This is a genomic window from Flavihumibacter petaseus NBRC 106054 (assembly GCF_000974785.1).
Classification (GTDB): Bacteria; Bacteroidota; Bacteroidia; order Chitinophagales; family Chitinophagaceae; genus Flavihumibacter; species Flavihumibacter petaseus.
Genome location: NZ_BBWV01000001.1, coordinates 744,606 through 767,194 on the forward strand (window position 1 = coordinate 744,606; position 22,589 = coordinate 767,194).

Genomic DNA, 22,589 nt, shown 5'->3' on the forward strand with positions numbered 1-22,589 from the left:
AGGATTTACCAGGATGCCTGTATCCGCGAGATTCCTGAACCAATGGCATATTGCCTGCAGCCATCCTGGTAATTTCCTCCTGTAAAAGGAGCACCGTTAACTGTTACAGCAGCTGTTTCCGGAACAGGCAGGCAGACTGTTCCAGTTGTTCCGGGTGGTACTTCCACCAGCAGTTCAACTGTATTGTGTGTTTTCTTCCATTCGGAACGAATGCGGCCATTCACGGCATCATAGCTAGCTTTCACCCATTCCAGTCCATCAGGAAACTGTGGCGCGATCCGCACTTTCCTGAATCCCGGTTCTATCGCATTGATTCCCGCGAGAGACCGGTAAAACCATTCCTCTATGGAGCCAAACATCGGGTGGTTACGGGAATGGACCGTTTCTGAAAATGCCCATGTTTCCCAAAGTGTGGTAGCGCCTTTTGAAAACATATAACCCCAGCCAGGAAAGTCCTGCTGGTTGGCAACACGATAGGCCCAGTCCACTTTATTATACTGGCGCAACACATCGAAGAGCATCCAGGTGCCGAAGATCCCTGTGGCCACGTGCCAGTGGTGCCGTTCAAGTTCCTGCTGCAATACCTGCAGCGACTTTTCCGGCTCCGGTGAGATTCCATACCACAGCGCCATAGCCTGTGCAGTCTGTGTGGCGTTGTCAAACCTGCCGGTACCCTGCACGTAATATCTTCCGACAATGGCCAACTGAATCGAAGCAGCCAGTTTTTCAAAGCGTTCCTGCTGTTCGGCATTACCAATGAGCTTTGCAAACTTTGCTGCGAGCCGGACATGATGCAGGTAAAAAAGAGATGCACTGAAAGCCTCTGGTTTGGTATCAAGCGCTTCGTGATCGCTGATATCCCAATAAAACAAATGCTGTTCTGCTTTTGATTCAAGAAATGATATCTGCCGCTTCAGCGCAGCAAAATGTTTCACCAGCAGGCTCGTGTCGCCATAAAATTCGAATAACTGGTCCTGCAGGAATGGAAAGGCCAATTGCCAGCCCAGCGGTCCCGAGTCATCACCATATCCACGGTCAGCAATACCTGTAAAGGGCGCAATTTCCGTTATGCCACCCAGTGGCCGCTGCTCATTGGCAAAATCCTGTACCGCTTTTTTATAGAAGCCAGACATATCATAGTTGTAGAGGTATGAAGGAGCGGTCACCACGATGTCTGCACCATAGCCCATTTTCTCCCGGCCCGGACAATCAGACTGAACACTGAATACATTGCTCAGAAAGGTCCATTGTACAGCTTCATGTATGCGGTTAAACAAATCGTTCGAACAACTGAAGCTGCCGTTTTGCGGCAATGCTGCATGCAGCCGGAGGCCTTCAATATCTTCCTTTCGGGGGGTGCCCGGCCACCCGGTGATCTCTACATAACGGTACCCGTGAAAAGTGAATGATGGCGCCCACACTTCCGTACCCTTGCCCGAAAGCACATACTGGTCTTCCTGCCAGGCAGTTTCCGGGGCACCGGCGCCGGCCGGGATGCCGCCTTTCTTGATCTGGGTGGCAGCCGTGGTCATCACATTGAGCCGCCCATCTGAAAAGAGGTCCTCTCCGAACCGCATCTTGACGCGCGTACTACGGGGGCCTTTCACTTTGATCCTGGCAACACCGGCAAAATTCCTGCCCATATCGACCATAAAAGTATCACCGGCTACCCGCCATACCCGGGTAGGATGAAGCACTTCACCAATCTTTACAGGAGGATACGATTGCGGGGTCAATTCCCCCGATGGACCTTTCGCCACCGCTACCGGTTTCCACTGATCTGTGGGTAACCGCGCATCATGGGTTTCTCCCAGGTAGACGTTGTTGTGCACCACAGGTCCCGCAGCAGCCTGCCAATCAGGTCCGGAAGCGATAACGGCAGTGGTCCCGTCACGATAGGTAATATGAAGCTCTGCCTTTACACATGGCCTGCCATGTTGCTGATAGTCACGCAGATCCCATCTGCCGAATAACCTGAACGGTGCAGGATTCCACCAGCCATTTCCAAGCGATAAGCGCAATTCATTTTTTCCTTTCTTCAACTGCGCACCTACATCATACACCGTATAATAAACCTGTTTTGCAAAGGTGCTGAATCCAGGATCCAGCCAGTGATCTCCCACACGCTGGTTATTCAGTTCGGCAATATAGTAACCGGGACTCGCCACATACAGGTGTGCACTTTTGATCGCACCCTTTGGCGTGAATACGTTGCGCAATACGGGCATCCGGTCTTCTGCATAATACAAGGAATCTATAGCGGGCAGTGGCTTACCATCATCGATCCAGGACGCTTTCCAGGTACTGTCTTCCAGGTAGGCGGTATAAAAGGAGGACGGTTCGCTCCAGCTTCCGGCGTTTCCGTTTTTATCATACACCAATACTTTCCAGTAATACTGCTGATGTGGCCTTAATGGTTTGCCGGAATACATCACCCCATTCTTACCTGTCGTAACTTTCGTTTTCCAGTAATTCCCTTCACCCTTCGACAACAGTTGTATGTTATCCGCCACCAGTATTTCAAATGCCGTCTGTTGCTGATTTATCAGGGAATCCCGCAGCCGCCATCGCAATTCCGGCCGGGCTGTCGAAAGACCCATTGGCTGCGATTGCTGTTCACAAGTCAATGCAGTTGCGCGAAGGAAGGATTGTGCATCAGCGGTGAAGCCGGCAAGCAACAACAGCAGCAGTATTTTTATTTGTTCCATCGATCCAGTATCAGATGATAGGTTCCTGATCCCAGGGTAGTGGATACTTCCTTAACCGTTGAACCGCCCGATACCTGCCATTGAATGGGTACCTTTTCTGCTTCCGCTATCGCCGACGGATCACCAGCGGGCAGGTGAACTTCTGCGGTGGTATTAACTGGAATCTCCAGCCATACATGCAGCTTTCCGGATTCAATCTTCCAATGCGAAGTAAGTTTTCCATAACGCGTGCTGAGGGCCGCATTTACCTCAGTCAGGATCTTCTTTTGAGCAACCGTGTCTTTCTCTGAAAGATTCAGGCGTTTGCCATTCACGAGTGGCCGTATGATGATCTTGCGGTATCCCGTGAGCTGGTCATCGCTGTTGATACCTGCCAGTGTCCGGTACATCCAGTCACCGATCGCACCATAGGCATAGTGATTGAAAGAATTCATCCCAATCGTCTGGAAGGTGCTGTCGGGCTTGATGCCATCCCAGCGTTCCCAGATGGTGGTGGCTCCCATTTTCACGGGGTATAGCCAGCCCGGATAACCTTCCTGCATGAGCAGCGTATACGCCAGATCGTTATAGCCGAACCGGCTGAGTACATGACAGAGATACGGCGTTCCCAAAAATCCTGTAGTCAGGTGATAGTCGTAATCTTTCACATTGTCGGCAAGGCGCTGTGCTGCCGCTGCACGTAAACCTTCAGGCAGCATGTCAAACTGAAGCGCGAGTACATAAGCTGTTTGCGATCCGGAAACCAGTCTGCCGGATGGTGTCATATACTCTTTTACAAATGCCGCCCTGATGCTGTTCGCCAGGCTTTGATAGTGACTGGCATCAGCTTCCTTCTTCAGCAACACTGCTGTCTTATACAGGATGTCAACTGATCCTGCATAGAAACACTGCGAAATAAGATATTTATCAGTGATCGCACTTCTGCCGTCGTTATCATCATCGGGGCGATAAAACAGCCAGTCCCCGAAATGAAATCCCTTTGCCCACAGATCGTTTTTACTGTTGGCTTCCATATAGCCCACCCAGGCCTTCATACTGGCATACTGTTCTTCGAGGATCCGCTGGTCACCATACAGCAACCACATGTGCCAGGGAATGATGGTCGCACAATCTGCCCAGCCGGTTGATCCGGCAGCATCCTTGCCCAATACGTTGGGAATTACAAACGGCACGGAGCCATTCGGCAACTGATCGGCAGCAACATCTTTCAGCCATTTTTTGAAGAAGTTGAGCACATCCCGGTTGTAGGCGGCCGTTCTCGAAAAGACCTGCGCATCGCCTGTCCAGCCCAGCCGCTCATCGCGCTGCGGACAATCGGTGGGAACATCCAGGAAATTGCCTCTTTGTCCCCACTGGATATTATGCTGCAGCTGATTCAGTAAAGAATCGGACGTGGTAAAGGAGCCAGTAGCATTCATGCCGGAATACAGCACCTGGGCGGTTAATTGTTCCGGCCTGAGTTCACTGCGTAATCCTTCAAGCATGATATACCGGAAACCCTGGAAGGTAAAGTGGGGTTCAAATGATTCCTGCCCCCTGCCACTCAGAATATAGGCATTCAGCTGTTTTGCCGCACGAAGGTTGGCGGTGTAAAAGTTACCCTGCTTATCCAGCACTTCTGCATGATACATTTTGATGGTATCCCCCGCATTGCCGGAAACCTTCAGGCGGACAAACCCGGTCAGGTTCTGACCGAAATCCACCACCAGCTCGCCTTTTGGTGTCCGGAAGATCTTCTTTGGAGTAAGTACTTCCTGTTGTTTCACCGGCTCATTTTCCGTCGCCACAATATTATCCAGTGCGATATTATTTACCTGAACACCACTCCATTTGTCGTCGTTAAATCCGGTAGTATTCCAGCCTGCCTGCTCCTGCCGCGCATCATTGATCTCTCCGTCATATATCTCAGAGAATCTCACGGCTCCCGTAGAAGATTTCCAGGTATCATCTGATACAACGGTTGCTGTAGTGCCATCCGCATACTGGAGATTGATTTGCAGCAACAATCCCAGTTTCTTTCCATACAGACCATAATTTCCGGACCAGGCCAGTACTCCGCGATACCATCCACTGCCGAGTGCGACGCCGATCTGGTTGTTTCCCTGTTGCAACAGGCCCGTCACATCATATGCCTGGTACTGGAGTCGCTTATTGTAGCTCGTCCAGCCCGGTGTCAGCCACGCATCGCCCACCCGCTTGCCGTTAATAAAGGCTTCATACAAACCATGTGCAGTGATATAGGCAGTTGCTTTACGGATCTTTTTGCCCGCGTCAAATGATTTCCGGAACAGGGGGCTTGGCCGGAGAACACTGTCTTCAATATAACCCGGCTCGATCCATTTAGCCTTCCAGTCACTTTGCTGCAGCAATCCCATCTGCCAGTGATCAACTGCACTCCAGGGAGAGGGCTTACCATTGTTGTCCCATACCCGCACTTTCCAATAGTACACCTGGTCAGCCTTTAGTGCCGGTCCGCCATAGGGAACACCGGCTGAGATGTCGCTGTTCACCCGGCCGCTTGACCATACCGTTTTCTTCATTCCCGGGTCTCCGGCAACAGCTATTTCATAAGCCACCTGCTTCGTGTTTCTGGCTTTACCCTGCAGGATCCAGCTCAGGTACGGCTGCAGCAGGCCGATGCCGCCAGGATGTTTTTTGTATTCGCAGAAGGTTTCCGTTACTGATGTCTGTGCATTGGCGGTGATGGTGCAGCAGAACAGGGCGAAGAAGAAAAGAATTGACTGTTTTCTTTCGAACATGGCTGGCGGTTATCGTTATGAATACTACTTATCAACGGATCGCTGAAGCCGCAGCAGCATCTGCAAAAATGCGGAAGTCTGCATGCCGTTTCAACATGGTCACCGGAAGCGAAATATCAGGATCCTGTTGCATCAGTGCTGCCAGTACCGAAGCCTTTTTCTCTCCACTCACCAGCAGAAAGATGGTTTTGCTGTCCAGCAGCGTTTGCAGTCCCAGTGTCAATCCGCGGGTTAGGGGTGTTGCGCGGCTGAAATATTTTTGACCTACCGCACGTGTCTGTTCTGCCAGTTCCGTTACATGCGCGAAACCCGGCAGGCCGCCTGGTTCATTCATGCCCACATGCCCGTTTAAACCGAGTCCGATAACGGCCACATCAAGACCACCTGCTTCGCGGATGAATGCTTCTGTACGCCGGCATTCAGCTTCAGGATCCTTTGCCCTTCCGTCAAAGAAAATCATGGATGAGGCTTTCACCTGCAGTGGCCAGAACAATTGCCGGTCGAGATGATACCGGCAGCTTCCTTCATCCGAGCCATTCAATCCCTCCCACTCATCCAGTCCAACAAATTTCCAGGATGAAAAGTCAAAACTATCCTGTGCTGTACTGACCAGGTTCCGGTACATTCCTGCCGGACTGTCGCCGCTGGCAACGGCAACAGTGGGTGAAGCAACAGGTGACAGCCGTTCCAGCAAGGCGTCGGCAGCAGTTATTGACATAGATTCATAGCTGTCTGAAACGTTAAGCTGCGGTTGAATTATTTCCATAAGTCGATGGGGCGTTCTGTTTTGGGATGAAAAGGAAGCTCAATCTTTTTACCGGCCCGCGCAGAGGCATAAGCAGCATAGATCACTTCCAGCACGGCCCTGCCATCTTCCCCGGTTACCAGGGGCGTTTTGTTATTGCGTACACAATCCACAAAATGCTTCAGTTCATGGGGGTAGCCCTGGTTGAAGACTTCCTCAAAAATGGTGAAACTCCAGCCCACTGTAGTATCGGCCTTTTCCATGGCATAACCGTAACCATGTTTGCTGTAACTCACCGCTGCATTGCCCATGAAAAGGTCAGCGTACACCACTCCCCCGGTACCATACACTTCGCACCGGTCATCCATACCGCCATGTTTTGCCCAGCTATTCTCCGCAATGCCGGTCACCCCGTTGTCGAACTCAATAATCATGACTGAATTGTCCTCACAATCCGTCCTTCCTTTGTGCAACACAGTATCCATGGTGGCATAAACTGACCGTACGGGACTGTTGTTGAGCATCCAGCGGAACCAGCCAATCGCGTGGCAACCCATATCCATCAGCACACCACCCCCGGAATACTGGCGCTGATAAAACCAGTCGGAATGTGGCCCGGAATGCTTCTCTCCCTGCTTCAACATATAAATATCTCCTACGCCGCCTTCTCTGACCATCTGCCTTACCCTTTCATACTTGGGGGCGAAACAGAGTTCTTCGGCATACATCAGGAGAACGCCGGCGGAACGGCACGCATGGATCATGGCATCCGCTTCTTCGAGCGTCACGGCCAGCGGCTTTTCAATGATCACATGTTTTCTGGCAGCAGCAGCTTTCAGGGTCGCTTCCGCGTGCAGAAAATTCGGGAGACAGATGTCAACGATCTCAATACCCGGGTGCCGGAGCAATGCATCCAGGTTATCATATGATGCCGGAATACCGTGTTTTTCTGCAAATGCTTTCGCTTTTTCAGCGTTCCTGGAATAAACCGCAACTACTTCTGCTTCAGGGATGAAGCGGCTATAACTTTCAAAATGAATGTCTGCGATGAAACCTGCGCCCAGAATGGCAACCTTCGTTCGGTGCATTTTTTCTTTTAAATATCTGGAAAAAACAGTTAAAACCTTCTAATTCAAACAAATGGTTGTTAGTTTTTATCAAATAAAACTGCCCTGTTTGCTCATTTTTTAGGAAATTAGCGATCCATTATTAAACGATTATCATGAGTAAGACCCCCAGCACCCTGTTCGACAAAGTGTGGGATTCCCATGTGGTGCGGCACATTGCCGACGGTCCCGATGTATTTTTCATCGATCGGCATTTTATCCATGAGGTAACCAGCCCCGTAGCGTTTCTCGGACTGGAATCAAGGCACCTGAATGTGTTGTATCCCGAAAGAACATTTGCAACTGCAGACCACAATACACCAACTATTAACCAGGATCAGCCGGTAAAGGATCCATTGTCTGCCAATCAGCTGAAAGCATTGGAGACCAACAGCGCCAGATACGGCATCTCCCATTGGGGACTGGGCAATCCGAAAAACGGAATTGTGCACGTGGTAGGTCCGGAGAACGGCATTACACTGCCCGGTATGACGATCGTGTGCGGCGACTCACACACCAGCACACACGGCGCTTTCGGTGCAATTGCATTTGGTATCGGCACATCAGAAGTGGAAATGGTATTGAGCTCACAGTGCATCATGCAGCCGAAGCCAAAGAAAATGCTTATCCGCGTGAACGGAACACTGGGTAAAGGTGTAACCCCCAAAGATGCGATTCTCTATATCATTGCGAAGCTCACTGCAGCGGGCGCCACAGGGTATTTTGTGGAATATGCCGGTGATGTATTTGAGCAGATGAGCATGGAAGGCCGGATGACGGTTTGTAACATGAGTATCGAAATGGGCGCGCGTGGTGGCATGATCGCTCCTGATCAGATTACCTTCGATTATATCAAAGGAAAAGACAAGGCTCCCAAAGGCGAAGCCTGGGATAAAGCGCTCGCTTACTGGAAGACCCTGAAAACAGATGAAGGATCAACTTTCGATGTGGAGCATGTTTTTGATGCAGCCGACATCGAGCCGATGATCACCTTCGGAACCAATCCCGGTATGGGCATTGGCATATCCCAGCATATCCCTGTTTCACACGAAACCGGAAGCGGTAAGGCAAGTTTTGAGAAATCCCTTAACTATATGGGCTTTCATGAAGATGATGCCATGCTGGGCAAAAAGGTGGACTATGTTTTCATCGGCAGCTGTACCAATGGCCGCATTGAAGACTTCCGGGCATTTGCTTCGATCATCAAGGGCCGTAAGAAGGCCGACCATGTGACGGCCTGGATCGTTCCCGGCTCTCATATCGTTGAACAGCAAATTAAAGACGAAGGCATTCTTGATATCCTGACCGCAGCAGGATTCCAGTTGCGTCAACCGGGTTGCAGTGCCTGCCTGGCGATGAATGATGACAAGATCCCGGCGGGTAAATATGCAGTAAGTACCAGCAACCGGAACTTCGAAGGAAGGCAGGGACCAGGCGCCAGAACAATGCTGGCCAGCCCGCTCGTTGCCGCTGCTGCTGCCGTGACCGGCGTAGTAACCGATCCGCGGTCACTGCTGTAATCTCAACCAGGAATAACAACAACAACGTCTTTCAAAACTTACCAATGGCTTACGATAAATTCGAAATACTGACCAGCACGGCTGTTCCTCTTCCCATCGAAAATGTTGACACCGATCAGATCATTCCCGCGCGCTTTCTGAAAGCAACTGAAAGGAAAGGATTCGGTGACAACCTTTTCCGTGACTGGCGTTACAATTCCGACGATTCGCCCAAACAGGATTTTATCCTGAACAACCCGATCTACAAGGGCAGGATCCTGGTGGGCGGAAAGAACTTCGGTAGCGGCAGCAGCCGCGAGCACGCCGCCTGGGCAATTTACGATTATGGCTTCCGTTGCGTGGTGTCGAGCTTTTTTGCAGACATCTTCAAAGGCAACTCCATCAACGTGGGCTTGTTGCCGGTACAGGTGACTCCTGCATTCCTCGACAAGATCTTCAAGGCAATTGAAGCTGACCCCGACACCCAGCTGGAAGTGAATCTTTCTGAACAGAAGATCACCCTTCTCGCCACGGGCGAAAGTGAGTCGTTTGAGATCAACGGCTATAAAAAAGAAAATCTTCGTAACGGTTACGATGATATCGACTACCTCCAGAGCATGAAGCAGGAGATCGTTGAATTCGCCGCACAAAGTCCTTATTAACTGCAAGCCCCTGCCATCTGATGCCACAGCAGCCCCGCCGGACCATCGAGATCATGGACACTACGCTCCGCGATGGAGAGCAAACCAGTGGTGTTTCCTTTTCAGCTTCTGAAAAACTGACCATTGCCCAGCTTTTGCTGACGGAAGTAAAAGTTGACAGGATTGAAGTTGCTTCTGCCCGGGTTTCCGACGGGGAGTTTGAAGCTGTCAAAAAGATTACCAAATGGGCCAAAGCCAGCGGCCTGCTGGATAAAGTAGAAGTACTGACTTTTGTTGACGGAGAGACCTCTGTCAAATGGATGCAGCAGGCCGGGGGAAAAGTAATGAACCTGCTGACCAAAGGTTCGCTGAATCATCTCACTCATCAACTGAAAAAAACACCAGCAGAACACTTTGCAGACGTTGCAGCGGTACTGAGCCTCGCGAAGAAAAAAAATATCACCTGCAATATCTACCTGGAGGACTGGAGCAATGGCATGCGACATTCGCCTGACTATGTATACCAATACCTGGACTTCCTGGTAAAACAGCCCGTAAAACGGATCATGCTTCCCGACACGCTGGGTGTGCTTACCCCCGGTGAGGTATACCAGTATGTGTCGGCGATCGTAACCCGTTACCCGGGAATCCATTTCGATTTCCATGCACACAATGATTATGACCTGGGCACTGCCAATGTAATGGAAGGCGTCCGGGCAGGCGCGCACGGGCTTCACCTTACCATCAATGGCATGGGTGAAAGGGCAGGTAATGCACCGCTTGCCAGCGCCATTGCGGTGATGCACGATTTCATGCCACACATAAAGACCAATGTTGCGGAAAAATCATTGTACACCGTCAGCAAACTGGTGGAAACCTTTTCCGGTTTCCGGATCCCGGTGAACAAACCAGTTGTCGGGGAGAACGTGTTTACCCAGACAGCGGGCATTCATGCAGACGGTGATAAAAAGAACAATCTCTACTTCAGTGACCTGATGCCGGAGCGTTTTGGCCGTCAGCGCAAATACGCGCTCGGAAAAACCAGCGGCAAGGCCAATATTGAAAACAACCTGAGTCAGCTGGGCATCAAGTTATCGGATGCTGACCTGAAAAAAGTGACTCAGCGGATCATTGAACTGGGTGACCGCAAGGAAGTGGTGACACAGGCCGACCTGCCCTATATCATCGGTGATGTGTTGGACAGCAATACGATCGAGGACAAGGTGCAGATCAATAATTACCTGCTCACCCATGCCAAGAATCTCAATCCTTCTGTCACCCTGCAGATCAGCATCGACGGGGAAACCTATGAGGAACAGGCGCAGGGTGACGGGCAGTATGACGCCTTTATGAACGCGCTCAAAAAAGTTTACAAACAAAGAAAGACCGACCTCCCGGTGCTGACGGATTACGCCGTGCGTATCCCTCCGGGCGGTAAAAGTGATGCCCTTTGTGAAACCATCATCACCTGGTCACACCATAACCGTGAATTCAAAACCCGCGGGCTCGACAGCGACCAGACGGTCTCTGCCATCAAAGCCACGCAAAAAATGCTCAACATAATTTAACCATGGCCACCAAAAAGATTTTGATCGTGCCCGGAGATGGCATCGGACAGGAAGTGACAGCAGTAGGAAAAAAAGTACTGGATAGGATTGCTGAATTGTTTGGCCATCACTTTACGTATGATGAAGCGCTTATCGGGCATGTTGCCATTGAAGCAACAGGAAATCCCCTACCCGATGAATCGCTCGAAAAAATGCGGCAGTCCGATGCAGTGCTGTTCGGTGCGGTAGGCCACCCCAAATATGACAATGATCCTTCTGCCAAGGTAAGGCCGGAACAGGGCCTGCTGAAAATGCGGAAGGAACTTGGCCTTTATGCCAACCTGCGCCCTATCAAATTGTTTGATGAACTGCTCGGCGCGTCCAGCATCAAGCCGGAGATTCTGAGAGGTGCAGACATCCTGTTCTTCCGGGAACTTACGGGTGACATCTATTTCGGTGAGAAGGGCCGGAAAGACAATGGAGATACGGCTTATGACCTGGCTGCATACAGCCGCTTCGAAGTTGAAAGAATTGCACGTAAAGCATTTGATGCGGCCCGCACCCGTAACAAAAAACTTTGCTCTGTCGACAAGGCAAACGTACTGGAAACATCGCGCCTCTGGCGTGAAGTGGTTCAGAAAGTGGCACTTGATTATCCTGATGTTACCGTTGAACACCAGTTTGTGGATGCAACGGCCATGTTGCTCATCAAGGATCCGACCCGTTTTGACGTGGTGGTTACCGCAAACCTGTTTGGTGATATCCTCACCGACGAAGCGTCTCAGATCGCCGGCTCTATGGGAATGCTGGCCAGCGCTTCCATCGGCGACGGAACAGGCGTATACGAGCCAATTCACGGCTCTGCGCATGATATCACCGGAAAAGGTGTTGCCAATCCGCTCGCATCTATTCTCTCCGCTGCATTGCTGCTGGATATCTCCTTCGGTATGAAGGCGGAATCCGAAAAAGTGATCCAGGCCGTTGACCAGGTATTGAAAGCAGGTTTCCGCACCCGTGACATTGCTGATGCACAAACGCCCGCAGACAAAATTCTGGGAACAGAAGCAATGGGAAAAGCGGTGTTGCAGTTCCTATCCTAAAGCGTTTACCCCTGACGGGTGATTATGTTTTGGAAAGCCGGTGTGCCCATCCCCTGGCATAAGGTATTACGCCCAACGCCAGGAGGACTGTTCCGCAGATCACCGGGGCCAAAGGCTGCACAAAAGTTTTGCCGGCAGAAAGTATCCCCAGGATCAGCAGCGTTGACAGGGGCAGGGAGAACCCCAGCAGTAATACGGCCAGGTCAGGATCAAAACTCCTCCGCTCCTTGCTGAGGCCCAGCTGATTTTCACGCTGGTGAAAAGTCGTGATATGTGCCAATGGCCAGAAACTTGCTGAGCTGAGCGGTATCACCAGACAAAGCAGCACCAGATTATAGTCGGTGATACGACAAACAGCAATAAGCACGGCGCTTAGCAGGAGACTGATGCCTGCCCGGAGAAACAATACCGAAACGATCAGCTTCTTCCTGCTTTCCTTCCATTGCACCGCGAGACCGATATAAAGGAGCACCAATGGGGTCATCAGCGCACTGGTCTTATCCATCAGATCGGTGATCACCAGGGGAAGCGTACCATAATGGAGACCCAGCGACAACAGGATCAGTGCGATTGCAATCACCAGGTTGACCGGTTCCTTCACAAGGCTGAACAACAGGTACCGGACCTTACCACCCAGCGGCACGGCTTCATGGGAACTGTTGCGGAGGAACATCTGCATGGCAGCCACATACAGAAATATCAGCACGAAAAACTTATTGCCAACATCTGCGAGGGCTGCTAACGCCAGGCTATGTTGTCCAAGGAATTCTGCAATGAACGGAAAACAGGATAGTCCGGGTGCCAGCGATGGTACCAGCAAAAGGATAGTCCTGCCGGCCGGGCTGTTGCGGTCGAGCCCGAACAATGGGAATGCGAGGGGCACCGTCAGGTAAATCAGCAGGTTGAATATCAGCGTCAGCAGCGGTATCAACCAGAGACTGCTGTTCACTTCCACTTTCATCAGGGCAACAAAAATGGTGGACGGCAGGGCTACGGAGAGAATAATCTCTTTGATTCCTCCAAAAGCTTCCTGGTTACGAAAGCGGCTGCGCAGCAATACCCCCGTTGCGATCAGCAGCAGGAGTGTGATCGTCTTCTGTAATGCAATGCTCATGGTCAGACAGTTTGGAGACTGCTGACGAAGAGTTTCATTTCATCCATGGTTCCGAGACTCACCCGGCACCATGTCTGTTGCTGGATCTCGAAGACCCGGATCCCTACCCCTTTGGCAGCCATTGCATCCAGGAATGTCTTGCCTTGCATCTGAATGGGAAACAGAACAAAATTGGTATAGGAAGGTATGTAACGGTAGCCCAGGCGATCGAGCTCACCATAAATATATTTTTTGGCAGCTGCATTTTTCGCCTTTGTCATTGCCTGGAAATTCTGGTCGCCAAGGCTGGCAGTGGCGGCATAGATGGAAGTGTAGGCGATACCCATACCGCCGCGGGTGATCTTACCGATCCTTTCAATAAACTCCGGCTGTGCGGCAATGTATCCGACCCGTATTCCGGCAAGCCCCATGATCTTGGAAAATGTGCGTCCGATAACCACATTCTTCTTTTGGGCCAGCAATGATGCCATGGACTGTGTATCGGCTCCTTCCGCCAGTTCTATATACGCTTCATCAATAAATACAGGAACTTTTTCAGATACCCTTGAACAGAAATCATACAATTCCTTTCCATTGGTAATGGCGCCGGTGGGGTTGTTGGGATTGCAGATATAAACCAGTTTTGTATCCCCGTCAACTGCCGCTTCCATTGCTTTCAGATCATGCGACCAGTCCGCCTTGCACGGTACAGCTTTCCAGGTGGCACCAACGGCTTTGGCTACCTGAACGATCGACATATAGGTCGGGTCAGCGGAAACGATATTGCCGCCATCTTTAAAACACACCATGGCAACTTTCTCCAGCAGGTCAGATGATCCGGGCCCCATCATGATATGCGCCGCCGTTACGCCTTCCTTAGCGGCGATTTTGTCTACCAGGTCAAACAGTTCTTTCCAGGCATAACGGTTGCCTCTAACAACGGATTCGATCACTGCTTTTTGCGCAGCATCGGAAGGTCCGTAAGGATTTTCGTTGGCGTTCAGCCGTGCAGCAAGTACGGGAGGTTTGCCGGTATGCGTGGGAATTAATTCCCTGACGGAAGGGCTTCGCACAATTCGACCTTCGTCATCAAGGGTCAGGGGCTCGCTGGCGAAGGCCCCCATTTGCAGGTAGGGAAGTCCGGCCAGTGCGGTCAGGCCCAGTAATCCGGATTTGAGCAGTTTGCGGCGTTCGATGTTCTGGTTCATGCTTTGGTTAATTTGAATGCGTTACCACAGCAGGAAATCGTTGAGGCAATTAAATATAAGTAATTATTCCTTCTTCCGCTTCTTCCAGACGTTCCAGACATAGAAAGGCGTTCCGCAGATGAGGAGCAGAAAACCCCAGTAGACCGTCTCCTGGCCCGCACCGCTCATGGCCCAGATCGAATAGAGAAATGCAGTTCCGCCGAGCACCAGTGCGCCAATCCAGCTGATCCGTGAATATGGCCGCTCCAACCGAAGAAGGATATACGCTGCAGCGCAAAGGATATACGGAAAAAGGTTAGCAAACGTCGAGAGGAGGATCAGGTACCGGAATTGCTCCACCAGTGCCTTCTGGTAATTCATGTACATCAGCACACTCACAAATACACTTGACAGCACAATGCCAGACTGAGGAACACCGTATTTGTTCTGGCGTGCAAAAAACGAAGGGAACAAATTATCCCGTGCGATGGCTTGCGGGATCTGCCCCTGCACCAGGATCCAGCCATTCAATGCGCCGAATGCTGCAATGGCCACACCTGCACTGATCCAGTAAGGTGCTGCGGGTCCGAAGATCACTGCGCCCGCATCTGCAAACGGCGTGACCGACGCTTTCAGCTGTTCAGCCGGTATCATCCCCACGATACTTAGACTGCTTAGCAGGTAGATTCCGATCACTAATAGTGTGCCCAGCAGGGTCGCTTTCGGTATCACCCGTTGAGGGTCCTTTACTTTGTCGCCCGGAATCGTTGCACATTCAATACCCAGCAGGGCAAAAAAACTCAGTGTGGCTGTCGCCGTTATTGCAGTCAGGTACGATTGCCCGCTACTGTTGAAGGGATGAAAATTTTCAGCGCGGATAAAGAACAATCCGGCGATTCCGATCAGCAACAGGGGAATGATCTTGAGCAGCGTGGTGATCAGTTGCATTCTTCCGGATGCCACGATACCCAGTGTATTTACCCAGGTTAGCAGCCAGATGGCGCACAGGCCAGTCAGGATTGACCATAATGCGCTTGTTGCCAGTACCGGAAAAAAGGTGCTCAGGGCACTCACCAGGGAAACAGCGATCGCGGCATTGGTGCTCCAGATGGAGATCCAGTATCCCCAGGCAACGAGGAAGCCTGCAAAATCACCAAAGCCTTTATGTGCAAAAGCGTAAGGCCCTCCTACTGCACCGGGCAGCAGCCGGCTGAGGCGGCTGAAGACCATCGCAATGACGAGTGCACCGGCAGAAGAAAAGATCCATCCCAACAGGCTGATGCTGCCATAGGCAGCGAGTGCTGAAGGCAGCAGGAATATTCCCGCACCGATCATGTTGCCCACCACAAGTGATGTTGCAGCAGCTTGTCCCAGTTTTTTTTCGCCGGTTAGCATAGAGGGTAAGATACAATTTAAAATTTGTGATAACTTATGGCTTCTTTCAACTATCGCCTATGTCTTCAAGACGTCTTTTCCTCCATAAGCTGACCGCAGGTCTCGCCACTATTCCCTTCCTATCATGGGACGAAGTTCCTGTACTGACGGAGGCTGTAAAAGTTCCCCGTCCGCTAAATGTCGCCATCATGGGTCTCGGCGGTTATGGCACAATGGTGGCTAATGCCATGAGGGCCTGCAAAAAAGCAAAGCTCAATGGTGTGATCAGCGGCACACCGTCCAAGATCAGCGACTGGCAGACACGGTATCGTATACCCGAAAAGAACTGTTACAACTACGACAATTTCGACAATATTGCCAGCAACCCTGATATTGATGCCGTATATGTCATTACACCGAATGGCTTGCACAAAGACCAGGTCATCAGGGTTGCCAAAGCTGGCAAACATGTGATCTGTGAGAAGCCGATGGCAGTGAATGCGAAGGAAGGCCAGGAGATGGTAGACGCATGCAAAAAAGCCAATGTCAAACTGCTCGTCGGATACCGCATGCATTTTGAACCCAAAACCCTGGAGATCATCCGGCTCAGAAAAGCCGGTGAACTGGGAAAGATCATGTTCTTCCAGGGCCTCAGCGGGTTCACGATCGGTGATCCGAAACAATGGCGGCTGAACAAAGCGCTGGCAGGAGGCGGTTCATTGATGGATATCGGCATCTACGCGGTGAATGGTGCGCGGTACATGGTTGGAGAAGAACCGGTTTGGGTCACAGCAGAAGAGACTAAAACGGATCCGGTAAAATTTGCCGAGGGGGTGGATGAGACCATCCAGTTCCAGTTTGGTTTTCCCAGTGGTGCAATAGCGTCATGTTTAAGTTCCTACAATATCAGCTACCTCGACAGGTTTTTCCTTTCCGGCGATAAAGGGTTCGGAGAATTATATCCGGCTACCGGTTATGGTCCCATCATGGGTCGCACCAACAAGGGAGAGTTGAGTTTCCTGCATGTTACCCACCAGACAGTACAAATGGAGGAAATGGCAGATATTATTCTCAATGGTAAGACGCCCATCGTTCCGGTGGATGGCGAAGAGGCCGTAAAGGATTTAAAAATCATGGATGCTATTTACCTTGCTGCGAAGACCGGTAAAAAAATCCCGCTGAAATAATCAGTAGGATAAGCTGAGCACCTGCGGCTTTCCGGTATACTCGAAATATACGCGGAGTGTGTTGTTGATGGGATCCCAGATGGAACCACTGCCCTTTCCCAGTTCGCTTTCTTCAAATTTGCTGCGTACCGGTACGATCATGTTATCCAGCCTGATCTGTTTGGGATTACCGGCGTTGCTGATGATCTCGAGAACGATCACTTTTTTGATCACCTTTCCCACATAACCGACATTGTCTGTGCCCACAATGATCTGCTGCACATTCTTAACCGTCTTTGCCGAAAAATTGATCCGCTCGAAATTGCCGGTAGAGAGCGACTGCGGATTTTTTCCATCGTCATCAAACAGGGTATAACTGCTGGGATGTTCATCCTGATAATATTTCACCAGCAGGAATCTTGTTTTATAGTCGTCCGTGTTTCTCAGTCCCGGCCTTGTCGGAATAAAACTGCCGGCCTTCACAAATACCGGGATCCGGTCCCATTGCACCGGCTCGTCGAGACTGGCACCGCCGGGAATGCGGCGGTTGGTCCAGAAGGAGAACCAGTCGCCCTCCGGTAACCAGAGCTTGCGGGTGGTTGCTCCCTTCTCCACTATAGGCGCAACCAGCAACTGATCACCCCACATATACTGGTCCGTGGATCGTTGCAGGTTACTGTCTGCAAAGGAGTAATAATTCATCGGCCGGATGAGCGGCTTTCCGATGGTCGTCTGGTCAAATGCAAGAGAATAATTGTAAGGAAGCAGATCATACCGGATCTGGATGATGCGTCTTGCAGCATCGCGGATGCTGTCGGGCCATTCCACCGGTTCTGAAGGGTAGCTGGCTGCACCCGGATCGATATTACCCACCATGGTGCCGTGAGGACGAAAGACCGGTGTAAATGCTGCAAACTGCAGCCACCGGAGATAGAGCTCGGCATCACCATCGCCCCCGGCAAAACCGCCCGCATCGCTATGGATATAGGGTACACCAGAAATGCTCATCCCCTGCAACAGGGAGAGTTGAGCACGCAGGCCACTCCAGCTGCGGCTCACATCACCCGTCCACGGAAATATCCCATACCGCGGGGTACCGGCAAAGCCGGACCGGTTCAGGTAGAAAAGACGTTGCCCCGGATAATTTTTAAGGTAGTAACCGGCCAGGAATTTACTCCAGGTATGGCCATAGATATTGTGAACGACATCAGCCGATACACTGGTTGTTTTCCCTCCTATACTGATCTTATGGAACATATCTGCCGGATGCTTTTCAGGTTCTCCGAGATCTCCCCACCATCCGTCAACACCCAGCCTGATCTGTTTATCATAGAGCTTCCAGAACCAGCTCTGAGCATCATTCCGGAACAGATCCAGCAATCCCCCCTTCCCGAAATAAAGATCCTGCAGCGTATAGGGTTTACCGTTATTGTCCACCGCCAGGAAGGGCAGCGATTCCGGATAGTACTTCGTTCCTTCCAGGAAAAAGGGTTCTGAAATTAGGATGGTTTTGATCTTCCTGTTGGCCAGGCTATCCATCATGCCTTTCGGATCAGGCCAGTGCTGCCGGTTGATCCAGTCAAAATTCCCCAGCGTTCCCTGGATCTTATCACCAAACCAGAACAGGTCAAAGATCACAGCATCTGTGGGAATGCGTGCAGCCTGTGTTCTCTCAAGGATATCCAGCACCTGTTCCTGGCTCGTATAACCGAAGCGGCTCATAAAATTGCCGAAAGTCCACCGGGGAGGCAATGGCTGCCGGCCGGTCAGTTCTGTGAAATGCCGCAATTGTTCATCCAGTGTAGCGCCGGTGATGAGGTAGACATTCAGTTCTCCACCGGTGAATGAAACTTCCATCCAGGAGCTGTCTGATTTCCCCAGATCTGCATATCCCCGTGAGGGATTATCAAAGAAGACTGCATAACCCCGGCTCGAAAAGAAAACCGGAACTGAATAATTCAGGGCAACGGCACCTTCCTGGTATCCATAACTGGGTTCATTGTATAACGGCAGCCGGTATCCGCGACGGTTCAGATCAATTGCCCGTTCACCACCGCCATATAGCCGCTCACCGGGTTCCAGCCGGATCCTGAATCCTTTCAGGCTTCCGGTATCGTCCCTGGCGAGTTCGAGTGAAACACTGTCGGGAAACAATACGGCGATATTTGTCGTCACCGTGTCAACATGCAACTCCCACCCCAGCACCTGCTTGTCGGGTTTCGCGATGACTGCATCACTCAGATTGGTTTGTAACCAGTTCCCCTCCGGCTGATAAACGAGTTTGAGGGCACTGGTCCCGAACGATTGCCATTTCCAGGATCTGTTTCCTTTCACCACAACCTGCGCTGCTACACCACCGGTGAACAGCACAGTCAGGATTAGAAAAAGGATCCGGTTCCCCATAACAGTGATCAGTTAGGGTTTGAAGACGCTTTCGTCAACCGGCTTGTTATACTCCACTTTAGAAAGGGTCAGGTCGGCATTTATACCCATACCCAGTGGTACGTTGATTGACATGGGCACCACGTAACCGTCAGCCTGCTTCTGGTAGTTGCTGAATGTAGTTGTTTGTTCCATATCAGTACCGTTCACTTTCAGGCGGGTCACTGATTTCAATAGGTAATAGGTAGTAGGATCGAGGTACCAGGTATCCTGTTTGCCGCCCTTATAGTTGATTTTGAGTTTATAACAGGATACGCCGTTCACATCTTCCCTGCCGGCGAATTCAACAGTATGGCCTTTTGACTTATAATCTACCAGTGGCCCCTGCGCGTCGATCTGATCGCCGCCCTGGGCTACTGTTTCTTTGGGCATTTCTTCTGCGGCTGTCTGGCCGGTCCACGGCATAAAGGTCCAGCCCGCGGTTGGCGTAACGATGGTATAGCCATTCATCCCCATTACCATAATATCCTGGCGATTTCCCTTGGCCTGAAGTACAGTAGACACGATGGTAACATCAGCGCCCTGCACCTGCATGGAGCCGGTGGAAATAAAGGAATTGATTTTTTTAAGATTTTCTTTTCCTCCGATGGCATTCAGGTATTTGTCCACCAGTTCGTCTGCCGTTTGTCCGGATGAACTGATAGATCCCAGGATGGCTGCGGCTAAAAATGCCAGTTTTACTGCTTTCATGTTGTGTTTTTGTTCGGTTGTTATGGTGCGGGTTGATAAAGTTTGGGGTCCACTTGCTGGTTTACTTCGATCTTTTCAATCATCATATTTCCTCCCATGCCTGTCCTTTTGATGGTATGGGGAAATACATAACCTTCCGGTGTCTTTTGATAGTCTTCGTATTCTGCGGTCACATAATCGCTGTTGGGACCTCCGGGGTTCTGTTGTCTTCTTCCCATCATGCCGGATGTTTTCCTTACTTCCTTTACGATATACCAGGTATCCGGATCGATGCTGTAAAACTGATCAGCTCCACTGCCCAGGGTGATCTTTAATTTGTAACAGGTTTTACCATTAACGGTATCGCGGCCGACCAGTTCTGCCTTGTTTCCCTTGGCGGCATAGTTGGATATTTGACCGGAAAGATCAAGTTCAGGTTGCATGGCACGCACCACTTCTTCGGGCATGGCTTCGAATTTGCCACCATTCCTCGGGTTGGAGAACCATCCTGCCTTATCCGTAGCGATCATGGTGAAATTTCCCATGGCACCAAAACTGGTTTCGGTACGGAGAAGTGATTTATTGACCTTGGTAATATGCGTGGTCAGTTCGTTACCATTCTGCATGACGGAAACGCCTTCCATATATACTGACTTAAGGCTTTCGAGTTTTTCACGGCCACCCATAGCCGACTCATACTTACTGATGATCTCGTCAACGGTTTGTGCCGGTAATATTGCCGGGCAACTGATCAGCAGTGTTATGATACCCGGTAACGCCCATTTTTTCATATATAATTTTTGTATGACCAAATGTAATCGGAAAAGTCCGGAAATTGCAGTACAAACCGCGCGTATGAACCGGATGCAGGGCAATATCATGGATATCCCCAACAGGCGGATTTATTTTGGCGAACTGGAATGGGAAGCCAATACCATTACGGGTATCCGCGCGTTGTCGGATATCGCCAATTCAGCCGCGCCGTATATCTGTCCCGGATTCGTGGATGCGCATGTTCATATTGAAAGCTCGATGCTGGTACCGAGTTCATTTGCCAGGATCGCGGTGATCCATGGCACCATAGCCACTGTCAGTGACCCGCATGAGATCGCCAATGTATGCGGGGAAGAGGGTGTATCGTACATGATTGAAAATGGCAGCCAGCAACCTTTCAAATTCCATTTTGGTGTACCCAGTTGCGTGCCGGCAACAACCTTTGAAACGGCAGGAGCTGTTATTGATGCGGAAGGTGTTAACCGGTTACTTGGACGGCCTGACATTTACTACCTCAGTGAAATGATGAACTTTCCCGGTGTGCTTCACCAAGACCCGGAAGTGATGGCTAAACTGGCTGCTGCCGCAGCCCATGGCAAACCGGTTGACGGACACGCGCCCGGGCTTCGCGGAGATGCTGCCCGCCAGTATATTGCCGCAGGCATTACTACAGATCACGAGTGTTTCACTTATGAAGAAGCACTGGAGAAACTGCAGCTGGGCATGAAAATTCTCATCCGGGAAGGAAGCGCTGCCAGGAACTTTGAAGCATTGATTCCCCTGCTGGAACACTATCCCGGTCAGATGATGTTCTGCACCGACGACAAACATCCGGATAGCCTGGTAGCTGGTTACATCGACCAGCTTTGTGCCCGCGCTGTGGAGCATGAGATCGACGTATTCAATGTACTTCAGGCAGCCTGTATCAACCCTGTGGAACATTACCGGCTGCCCGTCGGGCAACTGCGTGAAGGTGACCGCGCTGACTTTATCGTATTGGAAGATCTCCTTCATTTTAAGGTTCGTGAAACCTGGATCGAAGGACTGCAGGTTGCAGCAAATGGAAAAACACTGCTGAAACATAAAGCGGTTCAGCCGATCAACAGGTTTCATTCCAGGAAAATTCCGGCTGATGTGTTCCGGCTGACACCGGAGCAATTGCGAAAACCGGCCATTGGCGCGCTGGACGGACAACTGATCACGGAGAAAATCATCCACCAGGAACCCGTTGATCCGATAACATCAGGCTTGTTACCCTGTTTCGTTGTCAACAGGTACCAGGATGCTCCCCCTGCCGGTTGCCTGATCGCCAACTTTGGTTTACGTGAAGGCGCCATCGCCAGTTCGGTTGCCCATGACTCCCATAATGTTATTGTGGTGGGAACCGATGAATCCTCGATTGCCCTCGCAGTCAACCTGATCATGGAGGCCGGCGGCGGCATCAGTTGTGTCAATTCAAACGAGGCAGCCCTGCTTCCGTTACCGGTTGCCGGATTAATGAGCGCAGCTGATGGCTTTGCCGTAGCGGAAGACTATACCCGCATCGACCGGATGGCCAAAGCGCTTGGATCACCCCTGTCGGCACCTTTTATGACACTGTCATTTATGGCATTGCTGGTCATTCCCCACCTGAAACTGAGTGACCGGGGCCTTTTCGACGGCGACAGCTTTACCTTTATCTGATTTCACCGACACACACCCCAGTTTTACCGAAAATCGTATGGTTCCTGCCTATGTGACCTTGCCTCCGGACGCTGGCAGAGGTAGTTTTGTTCAAAA

16 protein-coding genes are annotated in these 22,589 nt (G+C 51.0%); 6 read left to right on the forward strand and 10 right to left on the reverse strand.

Features of this window, described 5'->3' with window-relative positions:
- Nucleotides 1-5: 5 nt before the first annotated feature.
- Genes FPE01S_RS03130 through FPE01S_RS03145 form a run of 4 tightly spaced genes read right to left on the reverse strand, consistent with a single transcriptional unit; the run spans nt 6 to nt 7,300 of the window.
- Complete coding sequence (locus tag FPE01S_RS03130; RefSeq protein WP_052955473.1) at nt 6-2,708, reverse strand: family 78 glycoside hydrolase catalytic domain; 2,703 nt, start codon at nt 2,706-2,708, stop codon at nt 6-8.
- Complete coding sequence (locus FPE01S_RS03135; protein WP_046367432.1) at nt 2,696-5,467, reverse strand: alpha-L-rhamnosidase; 2,772 nt, start codon at nt 5,465-5,467, stop codon at nt 2,696-2,698. Before FPE01S_RS03135 ends, FPE01S_RS03130 begins: the two co-directional genes overlap by 13 nt.
- Before the next feature lie 31 nt (nt 5,468-5,498).
- Nucleotides 5,499-6,185 (reverse strand): 6-phosphogluconolactonase, encoded by a 687-nt coding sequence (locus FPE01S_RS03140; RefSeq protein WP_046368604.1) that lies wholly within the window; start codon nt 6,183-6,185, stop codon nt 5,499-5,501.
- A gap of 38 nt (nt 6,186-6,223) precedes the next feature.
- Nucleotides 6,224-7,300, reverse strand: a complete 1,077-nt coding sequence (locus FPE01S_RS03145) for a Gfo/Idh/MocA family protein (RefSeq protein WP_046367433.1) — start codon at nt 7,298-7,300, stop codon at nt 6,224-6,226.
- A gap of 134 nt (nt 7,301-7,434) precedes the next feature.
- Here FPE01S_RS03145 and leuC point away from each other — a divergent pair, with 134 nt between their 5' ends.
- Genes leuC through leuB form a run of 4 tightly spaced genes read left to right on the forward strand, consistent with a single transcriptional unit; the run spans nt 7,435 to nt 12,105 of the window.
- The gene (leuC, locus tag FPE01S_RS03150) at nt 7,435-8,838 is read left to right on the forward strand and encodes a 3-isopropylmalate dehydratase large subunit (protein WP_046367434.1); all 1,404 of its coding nucleotides are present in this window, start codon (nt 7,435-7,437) and stop codon (nt 8,836-8,838) included.
- A gap of 44 nt (nt 8,839-8,882) precedes the next feature.
- Entirely contained in the window at nt 8,883-9,479 is a 597-nt protein-coding gene (leuD, locus tag FPE01S_RS03155; protein WP_046367435.1) for a 3-isopropylmalate dehydratase small subunit, read from the forward strand.
- A gap of 20 nt (nt 9,480-9,499) precedes the next feature.
- Entirely contained in the window at nt 9,500-11,026 is a 1,527-nt protein-coding gene (locus FPE01S_RS03160; protein WP_046367436.1) for a hydroxymethylglutaryl-CoA lyase-like TIM-barrel protein, read from the forward strand.
- A 2-nt stretch (nt 11,027-11,028) separates the two neighbouring features.
- Nucleotides 11,029-12,105: a 3-isopropylmalate dehydrogenase gene (gene leuB / locus FPE01S_RS03165; RefSeq protein WP_046367437.1), complete on the forward strand. Its 1,077-nt coding sequence runs from the start codon at nt 11,029-11,031 to the stop codon at nt 12,103-12,105.
- Between the two features lie 22 nt (nt 12,106-12,127).
- Here the strand turns inward: leuB and FPE01S_RS03170 are convergent, their stop codons facing one another.
- From FPE01S_RS03170 to FPE01S_RS03180, 3 genes are all read right to left on the reverse strand, one after another.
- Nucleotides 12,128-13,219 (reverse strand): AEC family transporter, encoded by a 1,092-nt coding sequence (locus tag FPE01S_RS03170; RefSeq protein WP_046367438.1) that lies wholly within the window; start codon nt 13,217-13,219, stop codon nt 12,128-12,130.
- A 2-nt stretch (nt 13,220-13,221) separates the two neighbouring features.
- Complete coding sequence (locus FPE01S_RS03175; protein ID WP_046367439.1) at nt 13,222-14,406, reverse strand: pyridoxal phosphate-dependent aminotransferase; 1,185 nt, start codon at nt 14,404-14,406, stop codon at nt 13,222-13,224.
- Nucleotides 14,407-14,469: 63 nt separating this feature from the next.
- Complete coding sequence (locus FPE01S_RS03180; RefSeq protein ID WP_046367440.1) at nt 14,470-15,780, reverse strand: amino acid permease; 1,311 nt, start codon at nt 15,778-15,780, stop codon at nt 14,470-14,472.
- Between the two features lie 59 nt (nt 15,781-15,839).
- Between FPE01S_RS03180 and FPE01S_RS03185 the strand changes: the two genes are divergently transcribed.
- Complete coding sequence (locus FPE01S_RS03185; protein ID WP_046367441.1) at nt 15,840-16,946, forward strand: Gfo/Idh/MocA family protein; 1,107 nt, start codon at nt 15,840-15,842, stop codon at nt 16,944-16,946.
- On the opposite strand, the gene FPE01S_RS03190 is transcribed toward FPE01S_RS03185, so the two are convergent.
- The 3 genes from FPE01S_RS03190 to FPE01S_RS03200 are packed head-to-tail and all read right to left on the reverse strand — an operon-like array spanning nt 16,947 to nt 20,827.
- Nucleotides 16,947-19,328, reverse strand: coding sequence for a glycoside hydrolase family 31 protein (locus FPE01S_RS03190; protein WP_052955475.1), 2,382 nt, complete (start codon nt 19,326-19,328; stop codon nt 16,947-16,949).
- A 12-nt stretch (nt 19,329-19,340) separates the two neighbouring features.
- The gene (locus tag FPE01S_RS03195; protein WP_046367442.1) at nt 19,341-20,057 is read right to left on the reverse strand and encodes a LolA-like protein; all 717 of its coding nucleotides are present in this window, start codon (nt 20,055-20,057) and stop codon (nt 19,341-19,343) included.
- A gap of 20 nt (nt 20,058-20,077) precedes the next feature.
- Nucleotides 20,078-20,827, reverse strand: a complete 750-nt coding sequence (locus tag FPE01S_RS03200) for a LolA-like protein (RefSeq protein WP_046367443.1) — start codon at nt 20,825-20,827, stop codon at nt 20,078-20,080.
- 64 nt (nt 20,828-20,891) lie between these two features.
- On the opposite strand from FPE01S_RS03200, the gene ade reads away from it, so the two are divergent.
- Nucleotides 20,892-22,493, forward strand: coding sequence for an adenine deaminase (ade, locus tag FPE01S_RS03205; protein WP_046368606.1), 1,602 nt, complete (start codon nt 20,892-20,894; stop codon nt 22,491-22,493).
- Nucleotides 22,494-22,589: the final 96 nt, after the last annotated feature.